Annotated in this window: 27 protein-coding genes; 24 read left to right on the top strand and 3 right to left on the bottom strand. The window is 42.9% G+C overall.

The window, feature by feature from the left end; translation table 11 throughout:
• Positions 1–5 precede the first annotated feature (5 nt).
• From N8L90_RS03370 to N8L90_RS03315, 12 genes are all read left to right on the top strand, one after another.
• Positions 6–533: a YqeG family HAD IIIA-type phosphatase gene (locus tag N8L90_RS03370; protein ID WP_261024144.1), complete on the top strand. Its 528-nt coding sequence runs from the start codon at positions 6–8 to the stop codon at positions 531–533.
• 2 nt (positions 534–535) lie between these two features.
• Entirely contained in the window at positions 536–1,642 is a 1,107-nt protein-coding gene (gene yqeH / locus N8L90_RS03365) for a ribosome biogenesis GTPase YqeH (RefSeq protein WP_261024143.1), read from the top strand.
• A 212-nt stretch (positions 1,643–1,854) separates the two neighbouring features.
• On the top strand, positions 1,855–2,166 hold the full coding sequence (gene yhbY, locus N8L90_RS03360; RefSeq protein ID WP_000060169.1) for a ribosome assembly RNA-binding protein YhbY: 312 nt from the start codon (positions 1,855–1,857) through the stop codon (positions 2,164–2,166).
• A gap of 50 nt (positions 2,167–2,216) precedes the next feature.
• Positions 2,217–2,846 carry a nicotinate-nucleotide adenylyltransferase gene (locus N8L90_RS03355; RefSeq protein WP_261024142.1) on the top strand — a complete coding sequence of 210 codons (630 nt, stop codon included), beginning with the start codon at positions 2,217–2,219 and terminating at the stop codon, positions 2,844–2,846.
• Entirely contained in the window at positions 2,846–3,439 is a 594-nt protein-coding gene (gene yqeK / locus N8L90_RS03350) for a bis(5'-nucleosyl)-tetraphosphatase (symmetrical) YqeK (RefSeq protein WP_261024140.1), read from the top strand. Before N8L90_RS03355 ends, yqeK begins: the two co-directional genes overlap by 1 nt.
• Positions 3,440–3,940, top strand: coding sequence for a cysteine hydrolase family protein (locus tag N8L90_RS03345; RefSeq protein WP_000844698.1), 501 nt, complete (start codon positions 3,440–3,442; stop codon positions 3,938–3,940).
• Positions 3,941–3,952: 12 nt separating this feature from the next.
• Positions 3,953–4,306, top strand: coding sequence for a ribosome silencing factor (gene rsfS, locus N8L90_RS03340; RefSeq protein ID WP_261024139.1), 354 nt, complete (start codon positions 3,953–3,955; stop codon positions 4,304–4,306).
• A gap of 109 nt (positions 4,307–4,415) precedes the next feature.
• On the top strand, positions 4,416–5,156 hold the full coding sequence (locus tag N8L90_RS03335; RefSeq protein ID WP_261024138.1) for a class I SAM-dependent DNA methyltransferase: 741 nt from the start codon (positions 4,416–4,418) through the stop codon (positions 5,154–5,156).
• A gap of 9 nt (positions 5,157–5,165) precedes the next feature.
• A complete protein-coding gene (locus N8L90_RS03330; RefSeq protein WP_219966917.1) occupies positions 5,166–6,263 on the top strand; it encodes a nucleotidyltransferase in 1,098 nt (365 codons plus the stop codon).
• 131 nt (positions 6,264–6,394) lie between these two features.
• A complete protein-coding gene (locus tag N8L90_RS03325) occupies positions 6,395–6,649 on the top strand; it encodes a type II toxin-antitoxin system Phd/YefM family antitoxin (protein ID WP_000388572.1) in 255 nt (84 codons plus the stop codon).
• A gap of 3 nt (positions 6,650–6,652) precedes the next feature.
• Positions 6,653–6,910: a Txe/YoeB family addiction module toxin gene (locus tag N8L90_RS03320; protein WP_219966916.1), complete on the top strand. Its 258-nt coding sequence runs from the start codon at positions 6,653–6,655 to the stop codon at positions 6,908–6,910.
• A gap of 211 nt (positions 6,911–7,121) precedes the next feature.
• On the top strand, positions 7,122–8,735 hold the full coding sequence (locus N8L90_RS03315; RefSeq protein ID WP_224218458.1) for a ribonuclease Y: 1,614 nt from the start codon (positions 7,122–7,124) through the stop codon (positions 8,733–8,735).
• 70 nt (positions 8,736–8,805) lie between these two features.
• On the opposite strand, the gene N8L90_RS03310 is transcribed toward N8L90_RS03315, so the two are convergent.
• On the bottom strand, positions 8,806–9,618 hold the full coding sequence (locus N8L90_RS03310) for a DUF4839 domain-containing protein (RefSeq protein ID WP_033680618.1): 813 nt from the start codon (positions 9,616–9,618) through the stop codon (positions 8,806–8,808).
• Positions 9,619–9,855: 237 nt separating this feature from the next.
• Here N8L90_RS03310 and gmk point away from each other — a divergent pair, with 237 nt between their 5' ends.
• From gmk to N8L90_RS03250, 12 genes are all read left to right on the top strand, one after another.
• A complete protein-coding gene (gene gmk, locus N8L90_RS03305) occupies positions 9,856–10,482 on the top strand; it encodes a guanylate kinase (RefSeq protein ID WP_000775041.1) in 627 nt (208 codons plus the stop codon).
• A gap of 24 nt (positions 10,483–10,506) precedes the next feature.
• Positions 10,507–10,821, top strand: coding sequence for a DNA-directed RNA polymerase subunit omega (gene rpoZ, locus N8L90_RS03300; RefSeq protein ID WP_000979235.1), 315 nt, complete (start codon positions 10,507–10,509; stop codon positions 10,819–10,821).
• Between the two features lie 65 nt (positions 10,822–10,886).
• A complete protein-coding gene (locus N8L90_RS03295; protein ID WP_261024135.1) occupies positions 10,887–13,283 on the top strand; it encodes a primosomal protein N' in 2,397 nt (798 codons plus the stop codon).
• A 12-nt stretch (positions 13,284–13,295) separates the two neighbouring features.
• Positions 13,296–14,231, top strand: a complete 936-nt coding sequence (gene fmt / locus N8L90_RS03290; protein ID WP_261024134.1) for a methionyl-tRNA formyltransferase — start codon at positions 13,296–13,298, stop codon at positions 14,229–14,231.
• The gene (gene rsmB / locus N8L90_RS03285) at positions 14,221–15,537 is read left to right on the top strand and encodes a 16S rRNA (cytosine(967)-C(5))-methyltransferase RsmB (RefSeq protein ID WP_261024133.1); all 1,317 of its coding nucleotides are present in this window, start codon (positions 14,221–14,223) and stop codon (positions 15,535–15,537) included. The genes fmt and rsmB overlap by 11 nt, the downstream gene beginning before the upstream one ends.
• Positions 15,538–15,551: 14 nt before the next feature.
• Positions 15,552–16,292, top strand: coding sequence for a Stp1/IreP family PP2C-type Ser/Thr phosphatase (locus tag N8L90_RS03280; RefSeq protein WP_261024132.1), 741 nt, complete (start codon positions 15,552–15,554; stop codon positions 16,290–16,292).
• Positions 16,289–18,190: a Stk1 family PASTA domain-containing Ser/Thr kinase gene (pknB, locus tag N8L90_RS03275; protein ID WP_261024131.1), complete on the top strand. Its 1,902-nt coding sequence runs from the start codon at positions 16,289–16,291 to the stop codon at positions 18,188–18,190. The genes N8L90_RS03280 and pknB overlap by 4 nt, the downstream gene beginning before the upstream one ends.
• An 88-nt stretch (positions 18,191–18,278) precedes the next feature.
• Positions 18,279–19,037, top strand: a complete 759-nt coding sequence (locus N8L90_RS03270) for a threonine/serine exporter family protein (protein ID WP_261024130.1) — start codon at positions 18,279–18,281, stop codon at positions 19,035–19,037.
• Between the two features lies 1 nt (position 19,038).
• Positions 19,039–19,479, top strand: coding sequence for a threonine/serine exporter family protein (locus N8L90_RS03265; RefSeq protein WP_261024129.1), 441 nt, complete (start codon positions 19,039–19,041; stop codon positions 19,477–19,479).
• A 169-nt stretch (positions 19,480–19,648) separates the two neighbouring features.
• On the top strand, positions 19,649–19,897 hold the full coding sequence (locus tag N8L90_RS03260; protein ID WP_261024179.1) for a hypothetical protein: 249 nt from the start codon (positions 19,649–19,651) through the stop codon (positions 19,895–19,897).
• Between the two features lie 130 nt (positions 19,898–20,027).
• Complete coding sequence (locus tag N8L90_RS03255; protein WP_261024177.1) at positions 20,028–21,200, top strand: hydroxymethylglutaryl-CoA synthase; 1,173 nt, start codon at positions 20,028–20,030, stop codon at positions 21,198–21,200.
• Positions 21,200–22,474: a hydroxymethylglutaryl-CoA reductase, degradative gene (locus tag N8L90_RS03250; RefSeq protein WP_261024128.1), complete on the top strand. Its 1,275-nt coding sequence runs from the start codon at positions 21,200–21,202 to the stop codon at positions 22,472–22,474. The genes N8L90_RS03255 and N8L90_RS03250 overlap by 1 nt, the downstream gene beginning before the upstream one ends.
• A gap of 142 nt (positions 22,475–22,616) precedes the next feature.
• Here N8L90_RS03250 and N8L90_RS03245 read toward each other — a convergent pair whose 3' ends face one another.
• Positions 22,617–23,582 (bottom strand): LacI family DNA-binding transcriptional regulator, encoded by a 966-nt coding sequence (locus N8L90_RS03245; RefSeq protein ID WP_261024127.1) that lies wholly within the window; start codon positions 23,580–23,582, stop codon positions 22,617–22,619.
• Positions 23,563–25,017: a glycoside hydrolase family 32 protein gene (locus tag N8L90_RS03240; protein ID WP_261024126.1), complete on the bottom strand. Its 1,455-nt coding sequence runs from the start codon at positions 25,015–25,017 to the stop codon at positions 23,563–23,565. Before N8L90_RS03240 ends, N8L90_RS03245 begins: the two co-directional genes overlap by 20 nt.
• Between the last annotated feature and the right edge of the window lie 213 nt (positions 25,018–25,230).

The raw sequence follows: 25,230 nt of genomic DNA, 5'->3' as shown, positions 1-25,230 counted from the left end.
CCAAAATGGTGATTGAAAACTACATGCCAGACTTTGCTGTGGAAGCAGTCTATGATCTGACAGTCCCAAGCCTGCAGGCGCATAGAATCAAGGCTGTTTTGGTCGATTTGGACAATACCCTCATTGCTTGGAACAACCCTGACGGGACGCCAGAGATGAAGCAATGGCTACATGATCTTCGGGACGCGGGCATTCGCATCATTGTGGTATCAAATAACACTAAAAAACGCGTCCAACGAGCAGTTGAGAAATTTGGAATTGATTACATTTATTGGGCCTTGAAGCCCTTCACATTGGGAATTGACCGTGCCATGAAGGAATTCCACTATGAGAAAAGTGAAGTGGTCATGGTTGGCGATCAGCTCATGACAGATATTCGTGCAGCCCACCGTGCTGGCATTCGCTCGATTTTAGTCAAACCCTTGGTCCAACATGACTCGATCAAAACGCAGATTAACCGAGCTCGTGAGCGTCGTGTCATGCGAAAAATCACTGAAAAGTACGGACCGATTACATATAAAAAAGGAATTTAACTATGGAAGAAATTCTCTGTATTGGTTGTGGAGCAACCATTCAGACGACAGACAAGGCTGGACTTGGATTTACTCCCCAGTCGGCACTTGAAAAAGGTTTGGAGACTGGCGAAGTCTATTGCCAACGCTGTTTCCGTCTCCGCCACTATAATGAAATCATGGATGTCCAGTTGACGGACGATGATTTCCTCAAGCTCTTGCACGATGTGGGAGACAGTGATGCCTTAGTGGTCAATGTCATTGATATCTTTGATTTTAATGGCTCTGTCATCCCAGGCTTGCCACGTTTTGTATCGGGCAACGATGTTCTCTTGGTAGGAAATAAAAAAGATATCCTCCCTAAGTCAGTTAAGCCGAGCAAGATTAGCCAGTGGCTCATGGAGCGTGCCCACGAAGAAGGCCTTCGTCCAGTCGATGTTGTCCTAACTTCGGCACAAAACAAACATGCCATTAAGGAAGTCATTGACAAGATTGAACACTACCGTAAGGGCCGTGATGTCTATGTGGTCGGTGTGACCAACGTTGGAAAATCAACTCTTATCAATGCTATTATCCAAGAAATCACGGGTGATCAGAATGTCATCACGACTTCGCGCTTCCCAGGGACAACCTTGGATAAGATTGAGATTCCGCTTGACGACGGATCTTATATCTACGATACGCCGGGGATCATCCACCGCCACCAGATGGCCCATTACTTGACGGCTAAAAACCTCAAGTATGTCAGCCCTAAAAAGGAAATTAAACCTAAAACCTATCAGCTCAATCCTGAACAAACCCTGTTTTTAGGTGGTCTCGGACGCTTTGATTTCATTGCGGGTGAAAAGCAAGGATTCACAGCCTTCTTTGACAATGAATTGAAACTCCACCGTACTAAGCTTGAAGGCGCTAGTGCCTTTTACGATAAGCACGTCGGAACTCTTCTGACACCACCAAATAGTAAGGAAAAAGAAGATTTTCCAAAATTAGTCCAGCATGTCTTTAATATTAAGGAAAAGACAGACCTAGTCATCTCTGGACTCGGCTGGATCCGTGTAACAGGCACAGCAAAAGTCGCAGTCTGGGCACCAGAAGGAGTCGCCGTCGTCATACGAAAAGCAATTATTTAAAATAAAATCACTGAGCGAACAAAGTGAGCTCATAAAAAGATAGTTATTGCTGTGGTGTCTTGCCAATCTGTAGATTGGCAAGGGGCACAATTGAGACCAAGGCTCAATTGTGAGGTCAGGAAATCCATTTTTCAAAGATGAGATCTTTGAAAAATTAGTTCCGACCGTCCCTCACCACCTAAAATAACTATCAAAAAAACAAGGAAGAAATTATGTCATTAACATCAAAACAACGTGCCTTCCTTAACAGTCAGGCACACACCCTCAAACCCATCATCCAAATCGGGAAAAATGGACTGAACGACCAAATCAAAACCAGCGTTCGTCAGGCACTTGACGCACGCGAATTGATTAAAGTAACGCTCTTGCAAAACACAGATGAAAATATCCACGAAGTAGCTGAAATCTTGGAAGAAGAAATCGGTGTGGATACAGTCCAAAAAATCGGACGCATCTTGATTTTGTTTAAACAATCCAGCAAGAAAGAGAATCGCAAGATTTCTAAAAAAGTCAAAGAAATCTAAAAACCTACTCCAAATAACTGTTTTTACAGAGAAATAAAGGAGACTAGCCTATGGCAATCGAACTATTGACTCCCTTTACCAAGGTAGAGTTGGAGCCAGAAATCAAGGAGAAAAAACGCAAACAAGTCGGGATTTTAGGGGGGAATTTTAACCCTGTTCACAATGCCCATCTCATTGTTGCGGACCAAGTACGGCAACAGTTGGGACTGGATCAGGTTCTGCTCATGCCTGAATACCAACCTCCTCACGTAGATAAAAAAGAAACCATCTCTGAACACCATCGTCTCAAGATGCTTGAATTGGCGATTGAGGGAATCGAAGGTTTAGCTATTGAAACCATTGAGTTGGAGCGCAAGGGCATTTCCTATACCTACGACACCATGAAAGTCTTGACAGAGCAACATCCTGATACGGATTATTACTTTATCATCGGTGCCGACATGGTAGACTATCTGCCTAAGTGGTACCGAATTGATGAGCTGGTCGACATGGTTCAGTTTGTAGGGGTTCAGCGCCCACGCTACAAGGCAGGGACTTCCTATCCCGTTATCTGGGTGGATGTGCCTCTCATGGATATCTCATCCAGCATGGTGCGTGACTTCCTTGCCCAAGGACGAAAACCCAACTTTCTCCTACCTCAGCCAGTGCTAGACTACATCGAGAAGGAGGGGCTTTACTGATGGCCTATCAAGACTATATCAACTGCTCTCGTGAGACTTTGTTGGAAAAAATGGCAGAGCTTCTACCTGAAAAACGTTTAACCCATTGCTTGGGTGTGGAGCGTGCAGCCATAGAACTAGCCCAACGATTTGGAGTGGATGTTGAGAAGGCAGGTTTAGCAGGCCTTCTTCATGACTATGCTAAAAAGCTGTCAGATCAGGATTTTCTAGACTTGATTGACCGTTATCAGCTAGACCCTGACCTCAAAAACTGGGGCAATAATGTCTGGCATGGTATGGTCGGCATCTACAAGATTCAGGAAGCTTTGAACTTGCAAGATTCTGAAATTCTGCGAGCTATTGAAATCCATACAGTTGGGGCTGGTCAGATGACAGACCTAGATAAGGTTATCTATGTAGCAGACTATATCGAGCACAATCGGGCATTTCCTGGAGTGGATGTGGCGCGTGAAATTGCTGAGCTATCGCTCAATAAGGCAGTGGCCTACGAAACAGCTCGTACCGTGGAGCATCTAGCTCATCAGGGATTCCCCATCTATCCCCAAACCCTTGAAACCTATAACGCCTTTGTGCACTATTTGAAAGAGGACTAAATGAAAACGGCTTTTATAATCATTGATGTTCAGAATATTTTAGTGGAAACCGGTTTTCAGACAAATAGTCTATTGGACAAAATTTCTTATTTACAAAACCAGGCTAGAAGCAAGAATATCGAAATTATTTATGTTCAACATATTGAGAACGCTGAAGCTCAAACATCAGAAGATTGGCAGTTATCTGAGCTTTTAAGTCGAAAACCTAATGAAAAGGTCTTTCAGAAGAAGTATAACAGTATTTTCAAAGAAACTGGTTTAAAAGAATACTTGGATAAACAGGGGATTGACAAATTAGTTTTATGTGGTATGCAGACAGAATATTGTGTGGATACCTCTGTCAAGGTTGCTTTTGAATATGGCTATCAGCTTATTATTCCAGAAGGAACTTGCACAACGTTTGATGGGAAAGACATTCCAGCAGAAACGATAAATGAATTTTATGAGGGCATTTGGGAGGGGCGCTTTGCAGATGTCCTAGATTACAAACATATTTTCTAGAAAGAGGACTAAATGAACGAAAAAGAATTACTAGAACTAGTCGTGAAAGCGGCTGATGAGAAACGTGCGGAGGATATCCTCGCACTTGACGTACAAGAATTGACCAGCGTGACGGACTACTTTGTTATCACTAGCTCAATGAATAGCCGTCAGTTGGATGCTATCGCTGATAATATCCGTGAAAAAGTAGCTCAAGCAGGCTTTAAAGGTAGCTATATCGAAGGTAATGCAGCTGGAGGCTGGGTCCTACTAGACCTCGGTGCTGTCGTTGTGCATATCTTCTCAGAAGAAATGCGTGTCCACTATAACCTAGAAAAACTATGGCATGAGGCGAATTCAGTAGATATTTCAGAAGCTCTTGCTTAGAAGATGAACTCAGTTGTAGTCAACTGGGTTTCTTTGCTTATTTTAGAAAATTGATGGAAAGGTATAGGGCGAGTGGTGTTTGCCATGGAGGCTCTTGGTATCATGTTTTATGGCAACTTATGAAACTTTTGCGGCTGTTTACGATGCTGTGATGGACGATAGTTTATACGACAAATGGACGGATTTTTCGCTGCGTCATTTGCCAAAAACTAAGGAGAGAAAGAAACTCTTGGAACTGGCTTGTGGGACAGGAATTCAATCGGTGCGCTTCTCTCAGGCTGGTTTTGATGTGACTGGTCTTGATTTGAGTGCGGATATGTTGAAGATTGCTGAGAAGAGAGCTGCTTCAGCCAAACAAAAGATTGACTTTATTGAAGGCAATATGCTGGATTTGTCCAAGGCAGGTCAATATGATTTTGTCACTTGTTATTCGGACTCAATCTGCTATATGCAGGATGAGGTGGAAGTAGGGGACGTTTTTAAAGAAGTCTATAATGCTCTCAACGAAGACGGAGTTTTCATCTTTGATGTGCATTCGACTTACCAGACGGATGAGGTTTTTCCAGGCTATTCCTACCATGAAAATGCAGAAGACTTCGCTATGCTTTGGGATACCTATGAGGATGCAGCACCTCACTCTATCGTCCATGAGCTGACTTTCTTTATCAAGGAGGCAGACGGTTCCTTTAGTCGCCATGATGAAGTGCATGAGGAGCGGACTTATGAGGTTCTGACCTATGATATTTTGCTGGAACAGGCTGGTTTCAAGTCATTCAAACTCTATGCCGACTTTGAGGACAAGGATCCGACAGAGACAAGCACCCGTTGGTTTTTTGTCGCGCAGAAGTAGGAGATTATCATGACCATCACAGGTATTATCGCGGAGTTTAATCCCTTTCATAATGGGCATAAATACCTGCTAAATCAGGCTGAGGGGCTGAAAATCGTTGCCATGTCTGGAAATTTCATGCAGAGAGGCGAGCCTGCTATCGTAGACAAGTGGGCACGGGCCCAGATGGCGCTGGAAAATGGCGCAGACTTGGTAGTGGAATTGCCCTTTTTAGTCAGTGTTCAGGCGGCGGATTTCTTCGGTCAAGGAGCTGTGGATATCTTGGCTCGGTTGGGCATTGATACTCTAGCATTTGGGACGGAGGAAGTTCTGGATTATCAAAAAATCGCTGACTTATACACAGAGCAGGGTGTTGAGATGGAGAAATTTGTGGAAAATCTACCTGATTCTCTCTCCTATCCCCAGAAAACCCAAGCTATGTGGAAGGAATTTGCTGGTCTTGATTTTTCAGGCAATACGCCCAATCATGTTCTAGCTTTAGCCTATGCCAAGGCGGTTGCCGGGCGGAACATAAAGTTGCATCCGATTCAGCGTCAGGGTGCTGGTTACCATTCTGTGGATAAGGATGTGGACTTTGCCTCAGCGACAGCTCTCCGTCAGCACCAAAAGGACCAAGATTTTTTAGAACGCTTTATGCCTTTTGTTACCCTCTTTGAGCAGGCCAGTAAGGTGAACTGGGAAGACTATTTTCCCTTGCTCCATTATCAAATCTTGTCAAATCCCGACCTAACCACCATCTATCAGGTAAATCAAGAAATGGCTGTGCGCATTAAGGAAGCCATCAAGACAGCCCAGTCTGTGGAAGAATTGGTCGAGTTAGTGACTACCAAACGTTACACAAAGGCGCGTGTCAGACGCCTCTTGGCCTATATCTTAGTGCAGGCAAGAGAAAGTAATTTGCCAGAAGCCATTCATGTCCTTGGCTTTACCGAAAAAGGCAGACAACACCTCAAGTCTCTGAAAGGGCAGGTCGATCTAGTCAGCCGAATTGGCAAAGAACCTTGGGATGCTATGACCCAAAAGGCAGACCAGATTTATCAACTTGGAGATCCAAGTATAGCAGAGCAGAATTTTGGAAGAGTGCCGATAAGAATAGAAATAAACTAAGTCTACTGAAATGTAGGATTTTTGATATTTTTTACGAATAAATAGATAGAAAAGAAAATCTTGTACAAGTTCCTGATAATTTCTTTCTTTTTGTGTATAATAGTGGAAAAGAGGTAAAACGAGGTATGGTTATGGAAGCAGTTCTTTACTCAACGTTCCGAAATCATTTAAAAGACTACATGAAGAAGGTAAACGATGAATTTGAGCCTTTGACGGTGGTTAATAAAAATCCAGATGAGGACATTGTAGTTCTTTCAAAGAGCGAATGGGACAGTATTCAGGAAACACTGAGAATCGCTCAAAATAAGGAGTTATCAGACAAGGTTTTGCGAGGAATGGCTCAAGTTCGTGCTGGGAGCACTCAAGTCCATGTTATTGAGGAGTGATGAATGCTACTCAAGTTTACAGAAGATGCCTGGGCAGATTATTGCTACTGGCAAACTCAGGACAAGAAAACGTTAAAAAGAATCAATAAACTAATCAAGGATATTCAACGCGATCCATTTACAGGAATAGGTAAGCCAGAACCACTCAAGTATGACTACCAAGGAGCCTGGTCACGTCGTATTGACGCAGAAAATCGCTTGATTTATATGATGGATGGAGATAGCGTCGTGGCTTTCTTGTCTTTCAAAGATCATTACTAAGTCTACTGAAAGGTGGGCTTTTTTAAATTTTTACTGACGTTACGGATTCTCAGTAATAAAGATTATCCAAATAAATTCAGGGAGTTAAACTCCAAATTCACGCTAAATTCCCCAAAACATATTCTATTTTAGGTTTGTGAAAATCACTTTTTTATGGTAGAATGTAAAAGAATGTATGTCATTCGGAATAACAATAAAATGAGGTAAAAACATGGAAATCATGTCGCTTGCGATTGCTGTTTTTGCCGTCATCATTGGTTTAGTCATTGGATATGTCAGCATCTCAGCCAAGATGAAATCATCTCAGGAAGCTGCAGAGTTGATGCTTTTAAATGCTGAACAAGAAGCAACTAATTTACGTGGACAAGCTGAGCGTGAAGCAGATTTACTTGTTAATGAAGCCAAACGTGAAAGCAAGTCTCTTAAAAAAGAAGCACTATTGGAGGCCAAAGAAGAAGCCAGAAAATACCGTGAAGAAGTGGACGCTGAATTCAAATCAGAACGTCAAGAACTCAAACAAATCGAAAGTCGTCTGACTGAGAGAGCTACTAGCCTCGACCGTAAGGACGACAATTTGACGAGTAAAGAACAAACACTTGAACAAAAAGAACAAAGTATTTCTGATAGAGCGAAAAACCTTGATGCGCGTGAAGAGCAATTAGAGGAAGTCGAAAGACAAAAAGAAGCAGAGTTAGAGCGTATTGGTGCTCTGTCTCAGGCAGAAGCACGAGATATTATCTTGGCTCAGACAGAGGAAAACTTGACCAAGGAGATTGCCAGCCGTATTCGTGAAGCTGAGCAAGAGGTCAAGGAACGTTCTGATAAAATGGCCAAAGATATCCTGGTTCAAGCGATGCAACGTATCGCTGGTGAATATGTGGCGGAGTCAACGAACTCAACGGTTCACCTGCCAGACGATACTATGAAGGGACGCATTATTGGTCGTGAAGGTCGTAACATTCGTACCTTTGAAAGTTTGACAGGGGTTGATGTGATTATCGACGATACGCCAGAAGTGGTGACCTTGTCAGGTTTTGACCCGATTCGTCGTGAGATTGCCCGTATGACTATGGAAATGTTGCTCAAAGATGGTCGTATCCACCCAGCTCGTATCGAAGAGTTGGTTGAGAAAAACCGTCAAGAGATTGACAATAAGATCCGTGAATATGGTGAGGCTGCTGCCTATGAAATTGGTGCGCCAAACCTTCATCCGGACTTGATGAAGATTATGGGACGTTTGCAGTTCCGTACTTCATATGGACAAAATGTCTTGCGCCATTCGATTGAAGTTGCTAAGTTAGCTGGTATCATGGCGAGCGAACTTGGTGAAAATGCGGCTCTTGCCCGTCGTGCTGGATTCCTTCACGATATCGGAAAAGCCATTGACCGCGAGGTTGAGGGTAGCCACGTTGAAATCGGTATGGAATTGGCCCGTAAGTACAAGGAACACCCAGTTGTGGTCAATACGATTGCTAGTCACCACGGTGATGTTGAAGCTGAAAGTGTGATTGCAGTGATCGTTGCTGCAGCAGATGCTTTGAGTGCGGCCCGTCCAGGTGCTCGTAGTGAGTCTCTTGAAAGCTACATCAAGCGTCTCCACGATTTGGAAGAAATTGCTAACGGCTTTGAAGGAGTACAAACTAGCTTTGCCCTTCAAGCAGGACGTGAAATCCGCATCATGGTCAATCCAGGAAAAATCAAGGACGACAAAGTTACAATCTTGGCTCACAAAGTTCGTGAGAAAATTGAAAACAATCTCGATTATCCAGGAAATATCAAGGTAACGGTTATCCGCGAGCTTCGTGCAGTAGATTATGCTAAATAATAAAAAACTGAGGTCAGTGCAATCTGACTTCAGTTTTTTTGAATAAATTATTTGAAAATAATTCGTTATATTATCGAGGTGAAATCTCAATTGGGGATATATAGATTAAATCTTGAGTAGTGTTATAATTTCCGATTTTTGCTTTTATATGTATATTCTGTCCTATCTTAATATCGTCACCATTAAATGAATTAAATATAGGGTTTGATATTATAGTAATTTGAGGAATTTTGAAATTAGGACCTGAAGCTTCATCGGGATGATAATCTCCAGAATGTATGAGAACATCATACTTTGATTTTAATTTGGATAGATAGGCAATATTTCCATCGAATTCAATAGTTTGATTTTTATGTTTTTGAACAAAATCTGTTATTGTGTTTGAATCTTCAGTCTGTAATAGCGCTTTAAATTCCTCATTGTTTTCAGTCGTGATGACAGCTGATTGGGCTGGACTTGTTGACGAGGATTCGGTAGAGCTTGATGAGGTGCTAGTTGAACTAGAGGAAGCAGGCGTCGAACTTGATGATGTAGAGGATGATTCACTGGTTTTCTCGACAGATTTTTCAATAACGCTACTAGTTTCTGTAGATGAAGGTGTAGAAACAGTAGTTGATTTATCTGAGATTACTACAATTAGAACTAACAGAAGAATTATAAATATTACACCTGCACCAATTAAATATGGAATCAATCTTTTTATTTTCAGTTCCATTGGGCTCAATGGTGTTATTTCAACCTCAGCTTCTTTTTCAAAAAAACCAAATACTCCGGCATTTCCATGATCAATGATATTGATTTTGACTTCACTTTTTTTGAGATTGAGTTCAGATAAGCCATTTGCAATTGCTTCATCAACATTTTTTCCTTTATAATTTCCCATAAACTTCTCCTTTTTATATTAGTAGTTTTATTATCTCTTAAATAGAATAAAAAGGCAAGTCTTTTTTAAGGGGGTCACCTTGTATAAATCATAGACTATGCCAAATAAATAAGAAAGAGCAGTTGAAAAATTACTGCTTTTTTGTTACACTAGATAGAAAGACTGTAAAGGATAATCTGGCGTTTTGCCATTATTCTAGAGAAATGTTATTTCACAGACTGACTAAAAGGAGACACAATGGCAGACCGAGGCTTACTAATCGTTTTTTCTGGTCCTTCAGGGGTTGGAAAAGGAACGGTTAGAAGAGAGATTTTTGAGAGTTCTGAAAACCAATTTCAATACTCTGTATCAATGACGACACGCGCACAACGTCCTGGAGAAGTGGACGGAGTTGATTATTTCTTCCGTACTCGTGAAGAGTTTGAAGAGCTGATTCGTCAAGGACAGATGTTGGAATACGCAGAATATGTCGGCAACTACTATGGAACTCCTCTGACCTATGTCAATGAAACCTTGGACAAGGGAATTGATGTTTTCCTTGAAATTGAAGTTCAGGGTGCTCTTCAGGTTAAGAAAAAGGTTCCAGATGCTGTCTTTATCTTCCTGACACCACCAGATTTGGATGAATTGCAAGATCGTTTGGTAGGTCGTGGAACAGACAGTGCAGAAGTGATTGCCCAACGAATCGAAAAAGCTAAGGAAGAAATTGCCCTTATGCGTGAGTATGATTATGCGATTGTCAACGATCAGGTGCCCCTAGCTGCTGAGCGTGTCAAACGTGTTATCGAAGCAGAGCACTTCCGTGTGGATCGTGTCATTGGTCACTATCAGGAGATGTTACCAAAATCTCCAACTACCCGATAAAATTTAGAAAATAGGTACAAGCAAATGATGTTAAAACCCTCTATTGATACCTTGCTTGACAAGGTTCCTTCAAAATATTCACTCGTAATCTTGGAAGCAAAACGTGCCCACGAATTGGAAGCAGGTGCGCCAGCAACTCAAGGTTTCAAGTCTGAAAAATCAACTCTTCGCGCTTTAGAAGAAATCGAATCAGGAAACGTTACAATTCACCCAGATCCAGAAGGAAAACGTGAAGCAGTGCGTCGCCGTATCGAAGAAGAAAAACGCCGCAAAGAAGAAGAAGAAAAGAAAATCAAAGAGCAAATTGCTAAAGAAAAAGAAGATGGTGAAAAAATTTAAGGTTGGGGGGACTCAATCTTATTTTTTCTATTGCAAGAATGTACGGACAAGGAGGAGGTGAGAAGATGGCTATAGCCAAGATTATTGTAGATGTGCCCTTGATGCAGACGGACCAGCCCTATAGTTATAGGATTCCGAAGGAATTTGAGGGAATGCTGGAAGTTGGGATGCGGGTTCACGTGCCCTTTGGTAAGGGAAATCGCCTGATTCAAGGGATTGTTCTTGGTTTGGAGTCCCAATCAGACGAGGAAGAGATGGAGCAAGATTTAAAAGATATAGCCGAGGTACTGGATTTTTCTCCTGTTCTCACGCAAGAACAACTCTGGCTGGCTGAGGAGTTACGTAAGTCCGTCTTCTCCTATAAAATCTCCATCCTCAAGGCTATGCTTCCAGGATTTCTGAATTCTAGCTATGACAAGATTCTCTATCCTCTGGAAGGTCTGAGTCAGGAAGATCGAGAGCGTTTGTTTGGTTCAGAAGATTCGCTTGCCTTTTCTTCTCTAGACCTTGCCAAACAAGCCGAAATGATGCGTTTGACTAGAAAAGGTCTACTTGGTCTGGAATATCAGGCGATTGATCAAAAGAAGGTCAAGACCCAGTCTTGGTATGAGGTTGACCTTGTTCAGTTAGAAGGTGTCGAGATTTCTGCACGTGCCAAGAAAAAGTTGGAATTGAGAGACTATCTGCTGTCTCATCCTGAGAGTTCTTCCTTGGCTAGTTTGTTAGAATCCTACTCGCGGGAGCAAGTCAACTTCTTTGTGGAACAAGGTGCTGTTACCATAGTCCAAAAGGAAGTGCAACGCTCGGCTGCTTATTTTGAAGGCATTGAAGCAAGTCAGCCTTTGGAGTTGAATCCAGAGCAAAGACAGGCGCGTGATGCGGTTGTAAGTGCGATTGGCAGTCATCAGCCTCCCTTCCTCCTTCAAGGAATTACAGGAAGTGGAAAGACCGAGGTTTACTTGCAGATTATCCAAGGGGCCTTGGACAAGGGCAAGACAGCTATTTTACTGGTTCCTGAGATTTCCTTGACTCCACAAATGACGGAGCGTTTTATTGCTCGCTTTGACGAGAAGGTGGCCATTCTTCATTCAGGCCTGTCTAATGGTGAAAAGTATGATGAATGGCGCAAGGTGGAACGAGGCGATGCCCAAGTTGTGGTTGGTGCTAGATCTGCTATCTTTGCTCCCTTGAAAAATCTAGGTGTCATGATTATTGATGAGGAGCATGAAGCGACTTATAAGCAAGACAGCAATCCCCGTTACCATGCCAGAGAGGTGGCTATTTTACGGGCCCAATATAATCAAGCGGCCTTGGTCCTTGGTTCAGCGACACCTAGTTTGGAAAGCCGTGCGCGGGCTGGAAAAGGTGTTTATCAACACTTACGTCTAACCCAGCGTGCCAATCCTTTAGCTAGGATTCCTGAGGTTCAAGTGATTGATTTTCGGGACTATATTGGGCAAAATGAAACGTCAAACTTTACGCCCCCTTTGCTAGAAGCCATCCAAGACCGTCTGGCTAAAAAAGAGCAGGTGGTTCTCATGCTCAATCGCCGTGGTTATTCTAGCTTTGTCATGTGTCGGGAATGTGGGACGGTGGATACTTGTCCCAACTGTGATATTTCTCTGACCTTGCACATGGATACCAAGACCATGAATTGTCATTATTGTGGTTTTTTAAAGGACATTCCTCAGGCCTGTCCTAACTGTAAGAGTCGCAGTATTCGTTACTACGGGACGGGAACTCAGAAGGCTTATGACGAGCTGGCAGAACTCTTTCCTCAGGCACGTATTCTGCGCATGGATGTGGATACGACCCGTAAGAAAGGCAGTCATCAAGCTTTACTTGACCAGTTTGGACGAGGAGAGGCGGATATCTTGCTTGGCACTCAGATGATTGCCAAGGGTTTGGATTTTCCCAATGTAACCTTAGTTGGAGTTCTCAATGCGGATACGGCCTTGAATCTGCCTGATTTCCGTTCTTCTGAGAGAACCTTCCAGCTCTTGACTCAGGTAGCAGGTCGAGCAGGTCGGGCTGAAAAAGCTGGTCAGGTCTTGATCCAGTCTTACAATCCGCAACATTATGCTATTCGATTTGCCAAGGAACAGGATTACGAAGGCTTTTATGCCTATGAAATGGGAATCAGACGACAACTTGGTTATCCACCTTACTATTTCACCATTGGAATTACCCTTTCTCACAAGAAAGAAGAAGAGGTTGTCAAACGTGCTTATGAAGTTATGAATATTTTGCGGTCAGGTTTGTCCGAAACCAGTAACATCCTTGGGCCGACGCCAAAACCGATTGCCCGTACCCACAACCTCTATCATTACCAGATTTTGATTAAATACCGTTTAGAAGATGAGCTGGGGCCGACCCTCAATCGGGTTCTGGCCTTAACTCAAGAACGGGAAAATAGTGAGCTCCGTCTCAGCATTGACCATGAGCCACAGCAATTTTTATAAGAAGGAGAAGATATGACAAAACTAATCTTTATGGGGACCCCCGACTTTTCAGCAACAGTCTTAAAAGGACTTTTGACAGATGACCGTTACGAAATTCTAGCAGTTGTGACCCAGCCAGACCGTGCTGTTGGTCGTAAAAAAGTGATCCAAGAAACTCCAGTCAAGCAGGCTGCCAAAGAAGCAGGACTTCCTATTTACCAACCTGAAAAATTATCTGGAAGTCCAGAGATGGAAGCTCTTATGAAGCTAGGAGCAGATGGAATTGTGACTGCTGCTTTTGGGCAGTTTCTTCCAAGTAAACTCCTTGATAGCATGGACTTTGCGGTCAATGTTCACGCTTCCCTCCTTCCAAAACACCGTGGTGGTGCGCCTATCCATTATGCCTTGATTCAAGGGGATGAGGAAGCTGGTGTGACCATTATGGAAATGGTTAAGGAAATGGATGCAGGAGATATGATTTCCCGTCGCAGCATCCCTATCACAGATGAGGATAATGTTGGAACCTTGTTTGAGAAATTAGCTCTTGTTGGTCGTGACTTGCTTTTGGACACTTTGCCTGCCTATATTGCTGGTGATATCAAACCTGAACCGCAGGATCCAAGTAGGGTCACTTTCTCTCCCAATATCAAGCCAGAAGAAGAAAAATTGGACTGGAATAAAAGCAATCGTCAACTTTTTAACCAGATCCGTGGCATGAACCCCTGGCCTGTTGCCCATACTTTCCTTAAGGGCGACCGCTTTAAGATTTATGAAGCTCTAGCTGTAGAAGGTCAGGGAAATCCAGGAGAGATTCTCTCTATCGGCAAGAAAGAATTGATTGTCGCAACGGCAGAAGGAGCTTTGTCTCTTAAGCAAGTGCAGCCAGCTGGTAAGCCTAAGATGGACATCGCTTCCTTCCTCAACGGAGTTGGACGTACATTGACTGTAGGAGAACGATTTGGTAACTAAAGTAGAAACGGCTAGAAGTTTAGCCCTAGCAGTATTAGAGGATGTTTTTATCAATCAAGCATACTCAAATATCGCCTTAAATAAGCATCTCAAGGGAAGTCAACTTTCGGCAGCAGACAAGGGCTTAGTGACCGAGCTAGTCTATGGAACGGTAGCCCGTAAACTGACTCTGGAATGGTACCTATCCCACTTTATCGAAGACAGAGACCAGTTAGACAGTTGGCTTTATGTCCTTCTTCTCATGAGTGCTTACCAGCTCCGCTATTTGGACAAGATTCCAGACCATGCTGTGGTCAATGAAGCGGTGGAATTAGCCAAATTCCGTAAAAAAGGCAGTGAAAAATTGGTCAATGCTGTCTTGCGCCGTATCCTGCGTGAAGGATGGCCAGATATTGCCAGCATCAAACGAAAAAACAAGCGTGATTCCATTGCTTATTCTCTCCCAGTTTGGTTAGTTTCCAAACTCAAGGAAGAATACGGTGAAGAGCGAGCACAAGCCATCTTTGAAAGCCTTTTGGTGCGCAACAAGGCCAGTATTCGTGTAACAGACCTAGGTCGAAAAGAAGAAATCAAAACCTTGTTAGAGGCTAGTGATTCACCTTTGTCTGTTTCTGGTCTGGTCAAGGAGCAAGGGCACTTTGCAGGCCATGATTTGTTTGCAGAAGGTGCTATAACTATTCAAGACGAGTCCAGTCAATTGGTTGCGCCAACTCTTGATCTACAAGGTGATGAGCAGGTTCTAGATGCTTGTGCGGCTCCGGGTGGGAAAACAGCCCATATAGCCTCTTATCTCACGACAGGCCAGGTTACTGCTCTGGACTTGTATGACCACAAGTTGGACTTAATCCAAGAAAATGCCCAACGTCTAGGCGTTGCAGAACGGGTTCAAACTCAAAAATTGGATGCCAGAAAGGTGCATGAGCTTTTTGGTCAGAATTCCTTTGACAAGATTTTAGTAGATGCTCCTTGTTCAGGAATCGGTCTTCTGCGTCGCAAACCAGATATCAAATACAATAAAGAAACGGCAGATTTCGCGTCCTTACAGGAAATTCAGCTAGAAATATTAGGTAGTGTTTGTCAAACACTACGCAAAGGTGGTATAATAACTTATAGTACCTGTACTATTGTCTCAGAGGAGAATTTTCAAGTCGTTGAGGCGTTTTTAGAAAGTCATCCCGAGTTCGAGCAGGTAAAACTAGAACATGAATGTAAGGATATCATGAAAGACGGCTGTATCCTCATTACATCTGAGTTGTATGGAAGTGATGGATTCTTCATCAGTCAATTTCGCAAGATATCGGATTAGGAAGGAACTGACACATGGAAATTTCATTATTAACAGATGTTGGTCAGAAACGAACAAATAACCAAGACTATGTCAACCACTATGTCAATAGAGCTGGGCGTACTATGATTATTTTAGCTGATGGGATGGGAGGTCATCGCGCAGGGAATATCGCTAGTGAAATGGCGGTAACAGACCTTGGTATAGCTTGGGTTGATACCCAAATCGATACAGTCAATGAAGTGCGTGAATGGTTCTCCCATTACCTAGAAATTGAAAATCAAAAGATTCATCAACTTGGACAAGATGATGCCTATAAAGGAATGGGAACAACTCTCGAAGCTGTTGCTATTATTGGCAATCAGGCTATCTATGCCCATATTGGGGATTCTCGTATCGGTTTGATTCGTGGGGAAGAATACCACCAGTTAACGAGCGACCATTCCTTGGTCAATGAATTGCTTAAGGCAGGTCAATTGACACCTGAAGAAGCAGCTAGCCATCCACAGAAAAATATCATTACCCAGTCTATCGGTCAAAAAGATGAAGTTCAACCTGATTTTGGAATGATTACCCTTGAGCCAGGTGACTATCTCTTGCTCAATAGTGATGGTTTGACCAACATGATTTCAGGCAGTGAGATTTGTGATATTGTAACCAGTGATATTCCTTTGGCAGATAAAACAGCGACGCTCGTGCGTTTTGCTAACAATGCAGGAGGTTTAGACAACATTACGGTTGCCCTTGTTTCTATGAACGAGGAGGATGCAGAATGATCCAAATCGGCAAGATTTTTGCCGGACGCTATCGGATTGTGAAACAGATTGGCCGAGGAGGCATGGCAGATGTCTATTTGGCCAAGGATTTAATTCTAGACGGAGAAGAAGTGGCAGTGAAGGTCCTGAGGACTAACTACCAGACGGACCCGATAGCTGTAGCTCGTTTTCAGCGTGAAGCGAGAGCTATGGCAGATCTAGACCATCCTCATATCGTTCGGATAACAGATATTGGTGAGGAAGACGGACAACAGTATCTTGCAATGGAGTATGTTGCTGGGCTGGACCTCAAACGCTATATCAAGGAACACTATCCTCTCTCTAATGAAGAAGCCGTCCGTATCATGGGACAAATCCTATTGGCTATGCGTTTGGCCCATACCAGAGGAATTGTCCATAGGGACTTGAAACCTCAAAATATCCTTTTGACACCAGATGGGACTGCCAAGGTCACAGACTTTGGGATTGCAGTAGCCTTTGCAGAGACGAGTCTGACTCAGACTAACTCTATGCTGGGTTCGGTTCATTACTTGTCACCAGAGCAGGCGCGTGGTTCGAAGGCGACTGTACAGAGTGATATCTATGCCATGGGGATTATTTTCTATGAGATGTTGACTGGCCATATCCCTTACGATGGGGATAGCGCGGTGACCATCGCCCTTCAGCATTTCCAGAAACCATTACCGTCAGTTATTGATGAGAATCCATCTGTGCCTCAGGCTTTGGAGAATGTTGTTATCAAGGCAACTGCCAAGAAATTGACAGATCGTTATCAGTCAGTTGCAGAGATGTATGTGGACTTGTCTAGTAGCTTGTCTTATAATCGTCGCAATGAGCCTAAACTGGTCTTTAATGATACTACTAAGGCGGACACCAAGACTCTACCAAAAGTATCTCAGAGTACCTTGACCTCGATTCCTAAGGTGCAAACACAAAGTCCGAAGCCACAGGCTGCGAAACCTAGTCAGCAGGTTTCTGAAGACAATTACGCAACCAAACCTGTTAAAAAACGGAAATTTAGAGTTCGCTATATGATTTTATTGGCCAGCATTGTATTGGTGGCAGCTTCTCTGATTTGGATATTATCCAGAACTCCTGCAACCATTGCCATTCCAGATGTGGCAGGTCAGACAGTGGCGGAAGCCAAGGAAACGCTCAAGAAAGCCAATTTTGAGATTGGCGAGGAGAAATCAGAGGCTAGTGAAAAGGTGGAAGAGGGACGGATTATCCGTACAGATCCTGACGCTGGAACTGGTCGAAAAGAAGGAACGAAAATCAATTTGGTTGTCTCGTCAGGTAAGCAATCTTTCCAATTGAGCAACTATATCGGTCGTAAATCTACAGATGTTATCGCAGAACTCAAGCAGAAGAAGGTTCCTGAAAATCTCATCAAGATTGAGGAAGAAGAATCAAGCGAGAGTGAAGCAGGAACTGTTCTCAGACAGAGTCCAGCTGCCGGAACAACCTATGATTTGAGCAAGGCCTCAACGATTACCTTAACCGTTGCTAAGAAAGTAACCAGCGTTGCCATGCCAAGTTATACAGGATCTAGTCTTGAATTTACTAAAAACAATCTCGTTCAAATTGTCGGTATTAAAGAAGCCAATATTGAAGTTGTAGAAGTGTCGACAGCTCCTGATGGAACTGCTGAGGGTACAGTCGTTGAACAGAGTCCAAAAGCGGGTGAAAAGGTTGATTTGACTAAGACACGTGTCAAGATTTCAATCTACAAACCAAAAACACCGCCGTCAACGTCATCATCAGCACCAGTTCAACGTGGAAACCAAGGTTCTACTACAACACCAAGTCAGGGGAACCAACAAGGAAATCAACGAGGGAATGCACCTGCTCCTACTCAATCAAGTAGTGAAGGCAACCACGAAAATTCTCGTGATTAAACGAATCTTTGTCATGATTTCATGGCAAAGATTTTTTTTGAGTTCTAATTTGTGATAGAATAGAGGAAGTTGATAAAAGGAGGAAAGCATGGAAGAGTCAAAAGAATTAAATGCCGTCATCGATGTGATTATGTTAGCTGGGACTATTCTCCTCAAAAGTGGTTCAGAGATTCATCGTGTAGAAGATACCATGATCCGGATTGCGCATTCGCAGGGGATTGTGGATTGCAATGTTCTTGCCATGCCTGCTGCTATCTTTTTCTCCATTGAAAACACCAATATTTCGCGAATGAAACGCGTGACTTCCTCTTCTTATAATATTGAAAAAGTCTGCGATGTCAACCAGATTTCTCGTCAGCTGGTTGGGGGGCAAATTGATTTAGAAACAGCCTTCAAGCAATTGACGGCCTTGCAAGCCCAACCTCTTCCTTATACCAAGTTACAGGTGACTCTGGCTGCGACTTTTAGTGCCCCTTTCTTCTCAATTATGTTTAGTGGAAATATCTACGATGCAATCGGGGCAGGAGTGGCTACCTTATTTGGTTTTGCCTTTTCTCTCTATGTGGAGAAGTTTATCCGAATTCCCTTTGTGACAGCCTTTGCTGGAGCTTTTGTCTTTGGGATGATTGCCCAGTTTTGGGCTCGCTACACAGGCTTTCCTTCAACGGCAGATTTGATTATAGCTGGTGCGGTCATGCCTTTTGTACCAGGTATTGCTTTGACCAATGCGGTTCGTGATATTATGACTAACCACATAAACTCTGGTATGAGTAAGATGTTTGAATCTTTGCTCATTACCCTTGCTTTAGGGGCAGGAACTTCTGTCGCCTTGGTATTGATGAACTAATATGACACTAACAACCATTTTATTACAAGCAGTAGCAAGTCTTCTTGCTATCATCACTTTTTTAATCGTCCTCAATGTTCAACGGTCTATGCTCTTACCTGGAGGGATTTTGGGCATGGCTGTCTGGCTAATCTATCTTTTGCTCAAGGAACCGACCAATGTTATTGTGGCTACTTTTATTGCAGCCATTATCGGTTCTTGTGTCAGCCAGATTTTAAGTATTCTTTATAAGACACCTGCTGTAGTCTTTATCTTGGCCATCTTGGCACCTCTGGTTCCGGGTTATCTCTCCTATCGGACAACTGCCTTTTTTGTGACGGGAGATTACAGTCATGCCATTGCTAGTGCAACCTTGGTTGTTATGCTGGCTCTAGTAATTTCCATTGGAATGGCTAGCGGAACAGTGATTCTTAGACTGTATCATTATATAAAAACACATTGAGCATTGGAGAATTTACAGAAATAAAAGAATTTTCTGAAAAATGAGACAAATGCATTGACAACGCTTTTTCTATGTAGTATTCTATATATAGAATGGAGGAAAAATCATGAAAAAATTACTATTTTCCTTATTGTTTGTAAGTCTACTGACTTTGTTGTTTATACCAGTCATGGTTTCTAGTTCGAGCTCAGAGTTTCAAAGTGGATTGCAAGAGAATCAGTTGATTGCTGAGAAGCTTAGTAAAACACTTGACAAGACATTTGATAAGAATATCAGAGAAATTCCGACTAGTCAGTTTTATCAAGAATTTGTGGATGAGATGGGAAGGACTTACTCAGGAAATTTAATCCTCCAGGAACTGATAACTGAGAATGGGGCTTATAAAGCTACTTATGTTGGTGAACTCTATAGCAACTAATCATTATTTAAAACTATGACGAATAAGCGACTTGATTTGGTGAATCAAGTCTTTTTTCTCTCTTTTACTGCTATTTGTGATAAAATAGTATAGAACGATTTTTTACATGAATGATAAAACAGAGGTAAATATGACAATCGGTATTGATAAGATTGGTTTTGCGACCAGTCAATATGTCTTGAAATTACAAGACTTAGCAGAAGCGAGGGGAATTGACCCTGAAAAATTAAGCAAAGGACTCTTACTCAAGGAATTGAGTATTGCGCCCCTAACTGAGGATATCGTGACCTTGGCGGCCAGTGCTAGTGACTCTATTTTAACTGAGCAAGAAAGACAAGAAATCGATATGGTCATTGTGGCGACTGAGTCAGGAATTGACCAGAGTAAGGCTGCAGCCGTCTTTGTGCATGGCTTGCTGGGCATCCAGCCCTTTGCTCGTAGTTTCGAGATTAAAGAAGCCTGCTATGGAGCGACAGCTGCCCTTCATTATGCTAAATTGCATGTGGAAAATTCTCCAGAGTCCAAGGTCTTAGTCATTGCCAGTGATATTGCCAAATACGGTATTGAAACTCCAGGAGAACCCACTCAGGGTGCTGGAAGTGTGGCCATGTTGATTACACAAAATCCACGCATGATGGCCTTTAATAATGACAATGTGGCTCAAACTCGTGATATCATGGATTTCTGGCGTCCAAATTACTCAACAACCCCTTATGTAAATGGTGTTTATTCTACCCAACAATACTTGGATAGTTTGAAAACGACTTGGCTTGAATATCAAAAACGCTACCAGCTTACTTTGGATGATTTTACGGCTGTTTGTTTCCACTTGCCTTACCCTAAATTAGCGCTAAAAGGCTTGAAAAAAATTATGGATAAGAGCCTGCCTCAAGAGAAAAAAGACCTCTTGCAAAAGCATTTTGACCAGTCTATTCTCTACAGTCAAAAGGTGGGGAATATCTACACAGGTTCACTTTTCCTTGGACTTTTGTCTCTCTTGGAAAATACAGATAGCTTGAAGGCTGGGGATAAAATTGCCCTTTATAGTTACGGAAGTGGTGCTGTGGCTGAGTTCTTCAGTGGTGAATTGGTTGAAGGATATGAAGCTTATCTGGATAAAGACCGCTTGAATAAGCTCAACCAACGAACTGCCCTATCCGTTGCAGACTATGAAAAGGTCTTCTTTGAGGAAGTCGACTTAGATGAAACAAATTCTGCCCAGTTTGCTGGCTATGAAAATCAAGATTTTGCCTTGGTTGAAATTGTTGACCACCAACGCCGTTATAGCAAGGTTGAAAAATAATGAAGATAAGTTGGAATGGATTTTCTAAAAAATCATACCATGAGCGCCTCGAGCTGTTAAAAGCTCAGGCGCTCCTTAGTCCTGAGAGACAAGAGAGTTTGGAGCAGGATGAACAGATGAGTGTGACTGTGGCAGACCAGCTGAGTGAGAATGTGGTGGGAACTTTTTCTCTGCCTTATTCGCTGGTTCCAGAGGTTCTTGTCAACGGTCAGGAATACACAGTTCCTTATGTGACGGAAGAACCCTCAGTGGTTGCTGCGGCCAGCTATGCCAGTAAAATCATCAAGCGAGCAGGCGGTTTTACTGCTCAAGTCCATGAGCGCCAGATGATTGGGCAGGTAGCCCTTTATCAAGTTGCTGATCCTGAACAAGCGCAAGAGAAAATTGTCAGCAAGAAAGTAGAACTCTTGGAGCTTGCCAATCAAGCCTATCCTTCTATCGTTAAACGCGGGGGCGGGGCGCGTGATTTGCATGTAGAGCAGATCAAAGGCGAAACAGACTTTCTCGTTGTTGATCTTCATGTCGATACCCAGGAAGCCATGGGTGCCAATATGCTCAACACCATGCTGGAAGCCTTGAAACCAGTCTTAGAAGAACTCAGTCAGGGACAAAGTCTCATGGGAATCCTGTCCAACTACGCGACCGATTCTCTGGTGACTGCAAGCTGTCGCATCGCCTTTCGCTACTTGAGCCGCCAAAAGGATCAAGGACGAGAGATTGCGGAGAAAATGGCTTTGGCTAGCCAATTTGCGCAAGCTGATACGTATCGAGCAGCTACTCATAATAAAGGGATATTTAACGGTGTTGATGCCATTTTGATTGCCACTGGTAATGACTGGCGTGCTATTGAGGCAGGAGCTCATGCTTTTGCAAGTCGAGATGGACATTACCAAGGTCTTAGTCAATGGACGCTGGACCTTGAAAGAGAAGAATTGGTCGGTGAGATGACCCTGCCCATGCCTGTAGCGACCAAGGGTGGCTCTATCGGTCTCAACCCTCGTGTAGCCCTCAGTCATGAGCTACTGGGAAATCCTTCTGCCAAAGAATTAGCCCAGCTTATCGTTTCTATCGGTCTCGCTCAAAACTTTGCGGCCCTGAAAGCCTTGGTGAGTACAGGAATCCAGCAAGGCCACATGAAATTGCAGGCCAAATCCTTGGCACTTCTCGCAGGTGCTAGTGAGTCTGAAGTTGCTCCCCTAGTTGAGCGCCTCATAGCAGATAAAACCTTTAACCTAGAGACAGCCCAGCGCTATCTAGAAAACTTAAGATCATAAAAAAACTCAGACAGATCGGTCTGAGTTTTCTTGTGCTTATACTCTTCGAAAATCAAATTCAAACCACGTCAGCTTCGCCTTGCCGTACTCAAGTACAGCCTGTGGCTAGCTTCCTAGTTTGCTCTTTGATTTTCATTGAGTATTAAATACTTTTTCCTGGTAATAATGCAACTGGTAAGAAGTAACCTGTTGTCGCGACTTCCTTGCCTTCGATCTTTTGCAAGAGGAGATCAACAGTGAGTTGGGCAATCTCTTGCATAGGTTGCTTAATCGTTGTCAAATGAGGGTAGTAATTCTCGATAAAGTAGGTACCATCGTAGCCGATGACTTTAAGCTCTTCTGGGACAGAAATGCCCAGTTCTTGAGCAATTTTAATGACTAGAATAGCAGTCAAATCATCTGAAGCAAAAATGGCATCTGGTTTTTGTCGGGTCAAGATATTCTTGATTTCCATTTCTTTTCTGACAGGAGAAAAGTCACTGGAAACATTGATAATAGGAGCTTTTGGGAGTATGGATGCAAAACCAGCGTGGCGCAGTCCAGTGGGCGAATTAGAATTGTCATTTCCTGTAATCATGATGATAGACTGGGCGCCTGTCTTAACCAAGGTCTGGGCAGCAAGGACCCCGCCAGCATAGTTGTCAGAGGAAACGACAGGGATGTCTGGTGACAAGTTTCGGTCAAAGGAAATAATCGGTGCGGTCACACGATTGTAGTCTTCGATTCCTAAGTTGTGACTACCAGAAATGATGCCGTCCACCTGATTGGCTTCTAACATTTCGATGTACTCGCGTTCCTTTTCAGAATCGTGCTCGCTGTTACAAATGATGGTCTTGTAACCATTCTTAAATAGTTGGTGTTCCAGCTTATCAATCAATTCTGCATAGAAAACGTTGGAAATATTTGGGAAAATCAAGCCGATTAACTTAGCTGATTTTCCTTGCAGACTACGAGCCAGATTATTGGGTTTATAGCCCAATTCTCGCATGGCTTCATTGACCTTTTGAATGGTTTTCTCAGAGAGATAGCCTTTTTTATTGATAACTCGAGAAACGGTAGTAGGGCTGACGCCTGCAAGTTTGGCGACATCAGTTAGTTTTGCGACCATAATCTAATTCATAGTAAGTTCCAGTTGGGTTTCCAGATTTGATCAGGATCCCATTTTGGTCTGCATGTGGGAAGACACGACCAGAAAATACTTTTTCTCCTTTATTGATGAAAATTTCAAAGACAGAGTTATCGATGAAGATTGTAGCAGTAGTAGCCTGGTTATCGATTGGGCAAGAACGAGTTGTCCCAAATTCTTGGGCGTACTGTTCACCAGCCTGGCTACGATCCACTGTTACTTGACCATTTACAAGGTCAAAGTTGATTGAAAGTCCCTTGCCTTCTTTGTCAGCAAGTAAGACAATCTTGCTCTGACTATTGGCTTCCAAGTTGAGTTCAAGTTCATAGGTGTTCTTTGTTTGAGCACGGTTTGAGAAGGCTTCTTCAGACGCACGAAGGTCCTTGATCGCTGAGACTGGGTATTGGTAGAGTTTACCGTCTTTGATAGTCAGTTCTTTGACCAAAGAGAAGGTTCCTTGATGGTCAAAACGGTCAGATGGATAAGAAACATCTGGTAAACCAAGCCAGCTAACTGCTAGAGCACGTCCATCAGGAGCGTTGAAGGCTTGAGTTGCATAGGCTTCAAAACCATAATCCATGTTTTGAAGTTGAGACACATCTACCATTTTGGCATTTTCAGGGTCAAAGGAAGCTCCGATTTTATACATATTTGGATAGATATTGTCGTAATCTAGAACATCCTTATCTAATCCTTGTGGACAGTAGAGAAGGACAGGTTGCTCGCCTACAAAGACCAGATTTGGACATTCCATCATGTAGGCAGTGCGGTCGTTAGCAAAGTCAAGGTCGCCAACAGCTTGCCAGTTTGTGTAGTCGTTGTCAATAGCTTTGTAGAGACGGACGAAGCCTTTTTTCTCCAAGTCCTGTCCACCGACGATAGCATAGTATTGCCCCTTAAAGTTAAAAATTTGCGGATCGCGGAAGTGGTCGGTAGAGTCTGTAGGCTGATCGATCAAGATCTTGTCAATCTTCGTAATATTGCCATCCTTATACATCAAAGCCCCAATCTGGTATGGGTGACGGATCCAGTTTTCGTCGCGAACATTTCCTGTATAGAATAGGAATAAGTTATCGCCAAACTGCATGGCAGAACCAGAGTAGGCACCGTGGCTATCTAATGGAGTATCAGGTAAAACTTTGACTCCAGTTTCTCTAAAGTGAACTAAGTCCTCGCTTTCCAATTGAACCCAAGATTTCAAACCGTGGGCTGCACCAAAAGGAAAGTTTTGATAAAAAACAACCCACTTCCCATCAAAGTAGGAAAAGCCATTTGGATCGTTGAGAAGTCCTGTTTTTGGCTCAACATGGTAATGAGTATGCCATGGAGATTGTGCCATATTTTTCTTAATATTTTGAATTTCTTCTTGCGTCCAATCTTGATAGAGTCTGTAACGACGCTCAGTTGTCCATTCCATTCATTCATTCCTCCAAAAATCTTATCACTTATAATAGTAACCGTTTTCGGTTGAAAAAGCAAGTCTTTTATGTTAAAAAAGAGAAAAAACTGTCAAACGTTTGTCACAAAATAAATGCAGGAAATCAATCAAATTTTCACGAAAATATGAAAGAGAATGAAACAAAACCCTTTTAAATAAGATTTTAAACTTATTTTTTCAAGGAATACCTGA

This window comes from Streptococcus mitis (assembly GCF_946190115.1).
GTDB classification, from domain to species: Bacteria; Bacillota; Bacilli; order Lactobacillales; family Streptococcaceae; genus Streptococcus; species Streptococcus mitis_CO.
Note: the sequence above shows the minus strand (reverse complement) of the source record. Positions and strands in the feature narration are given on the sequence as shown.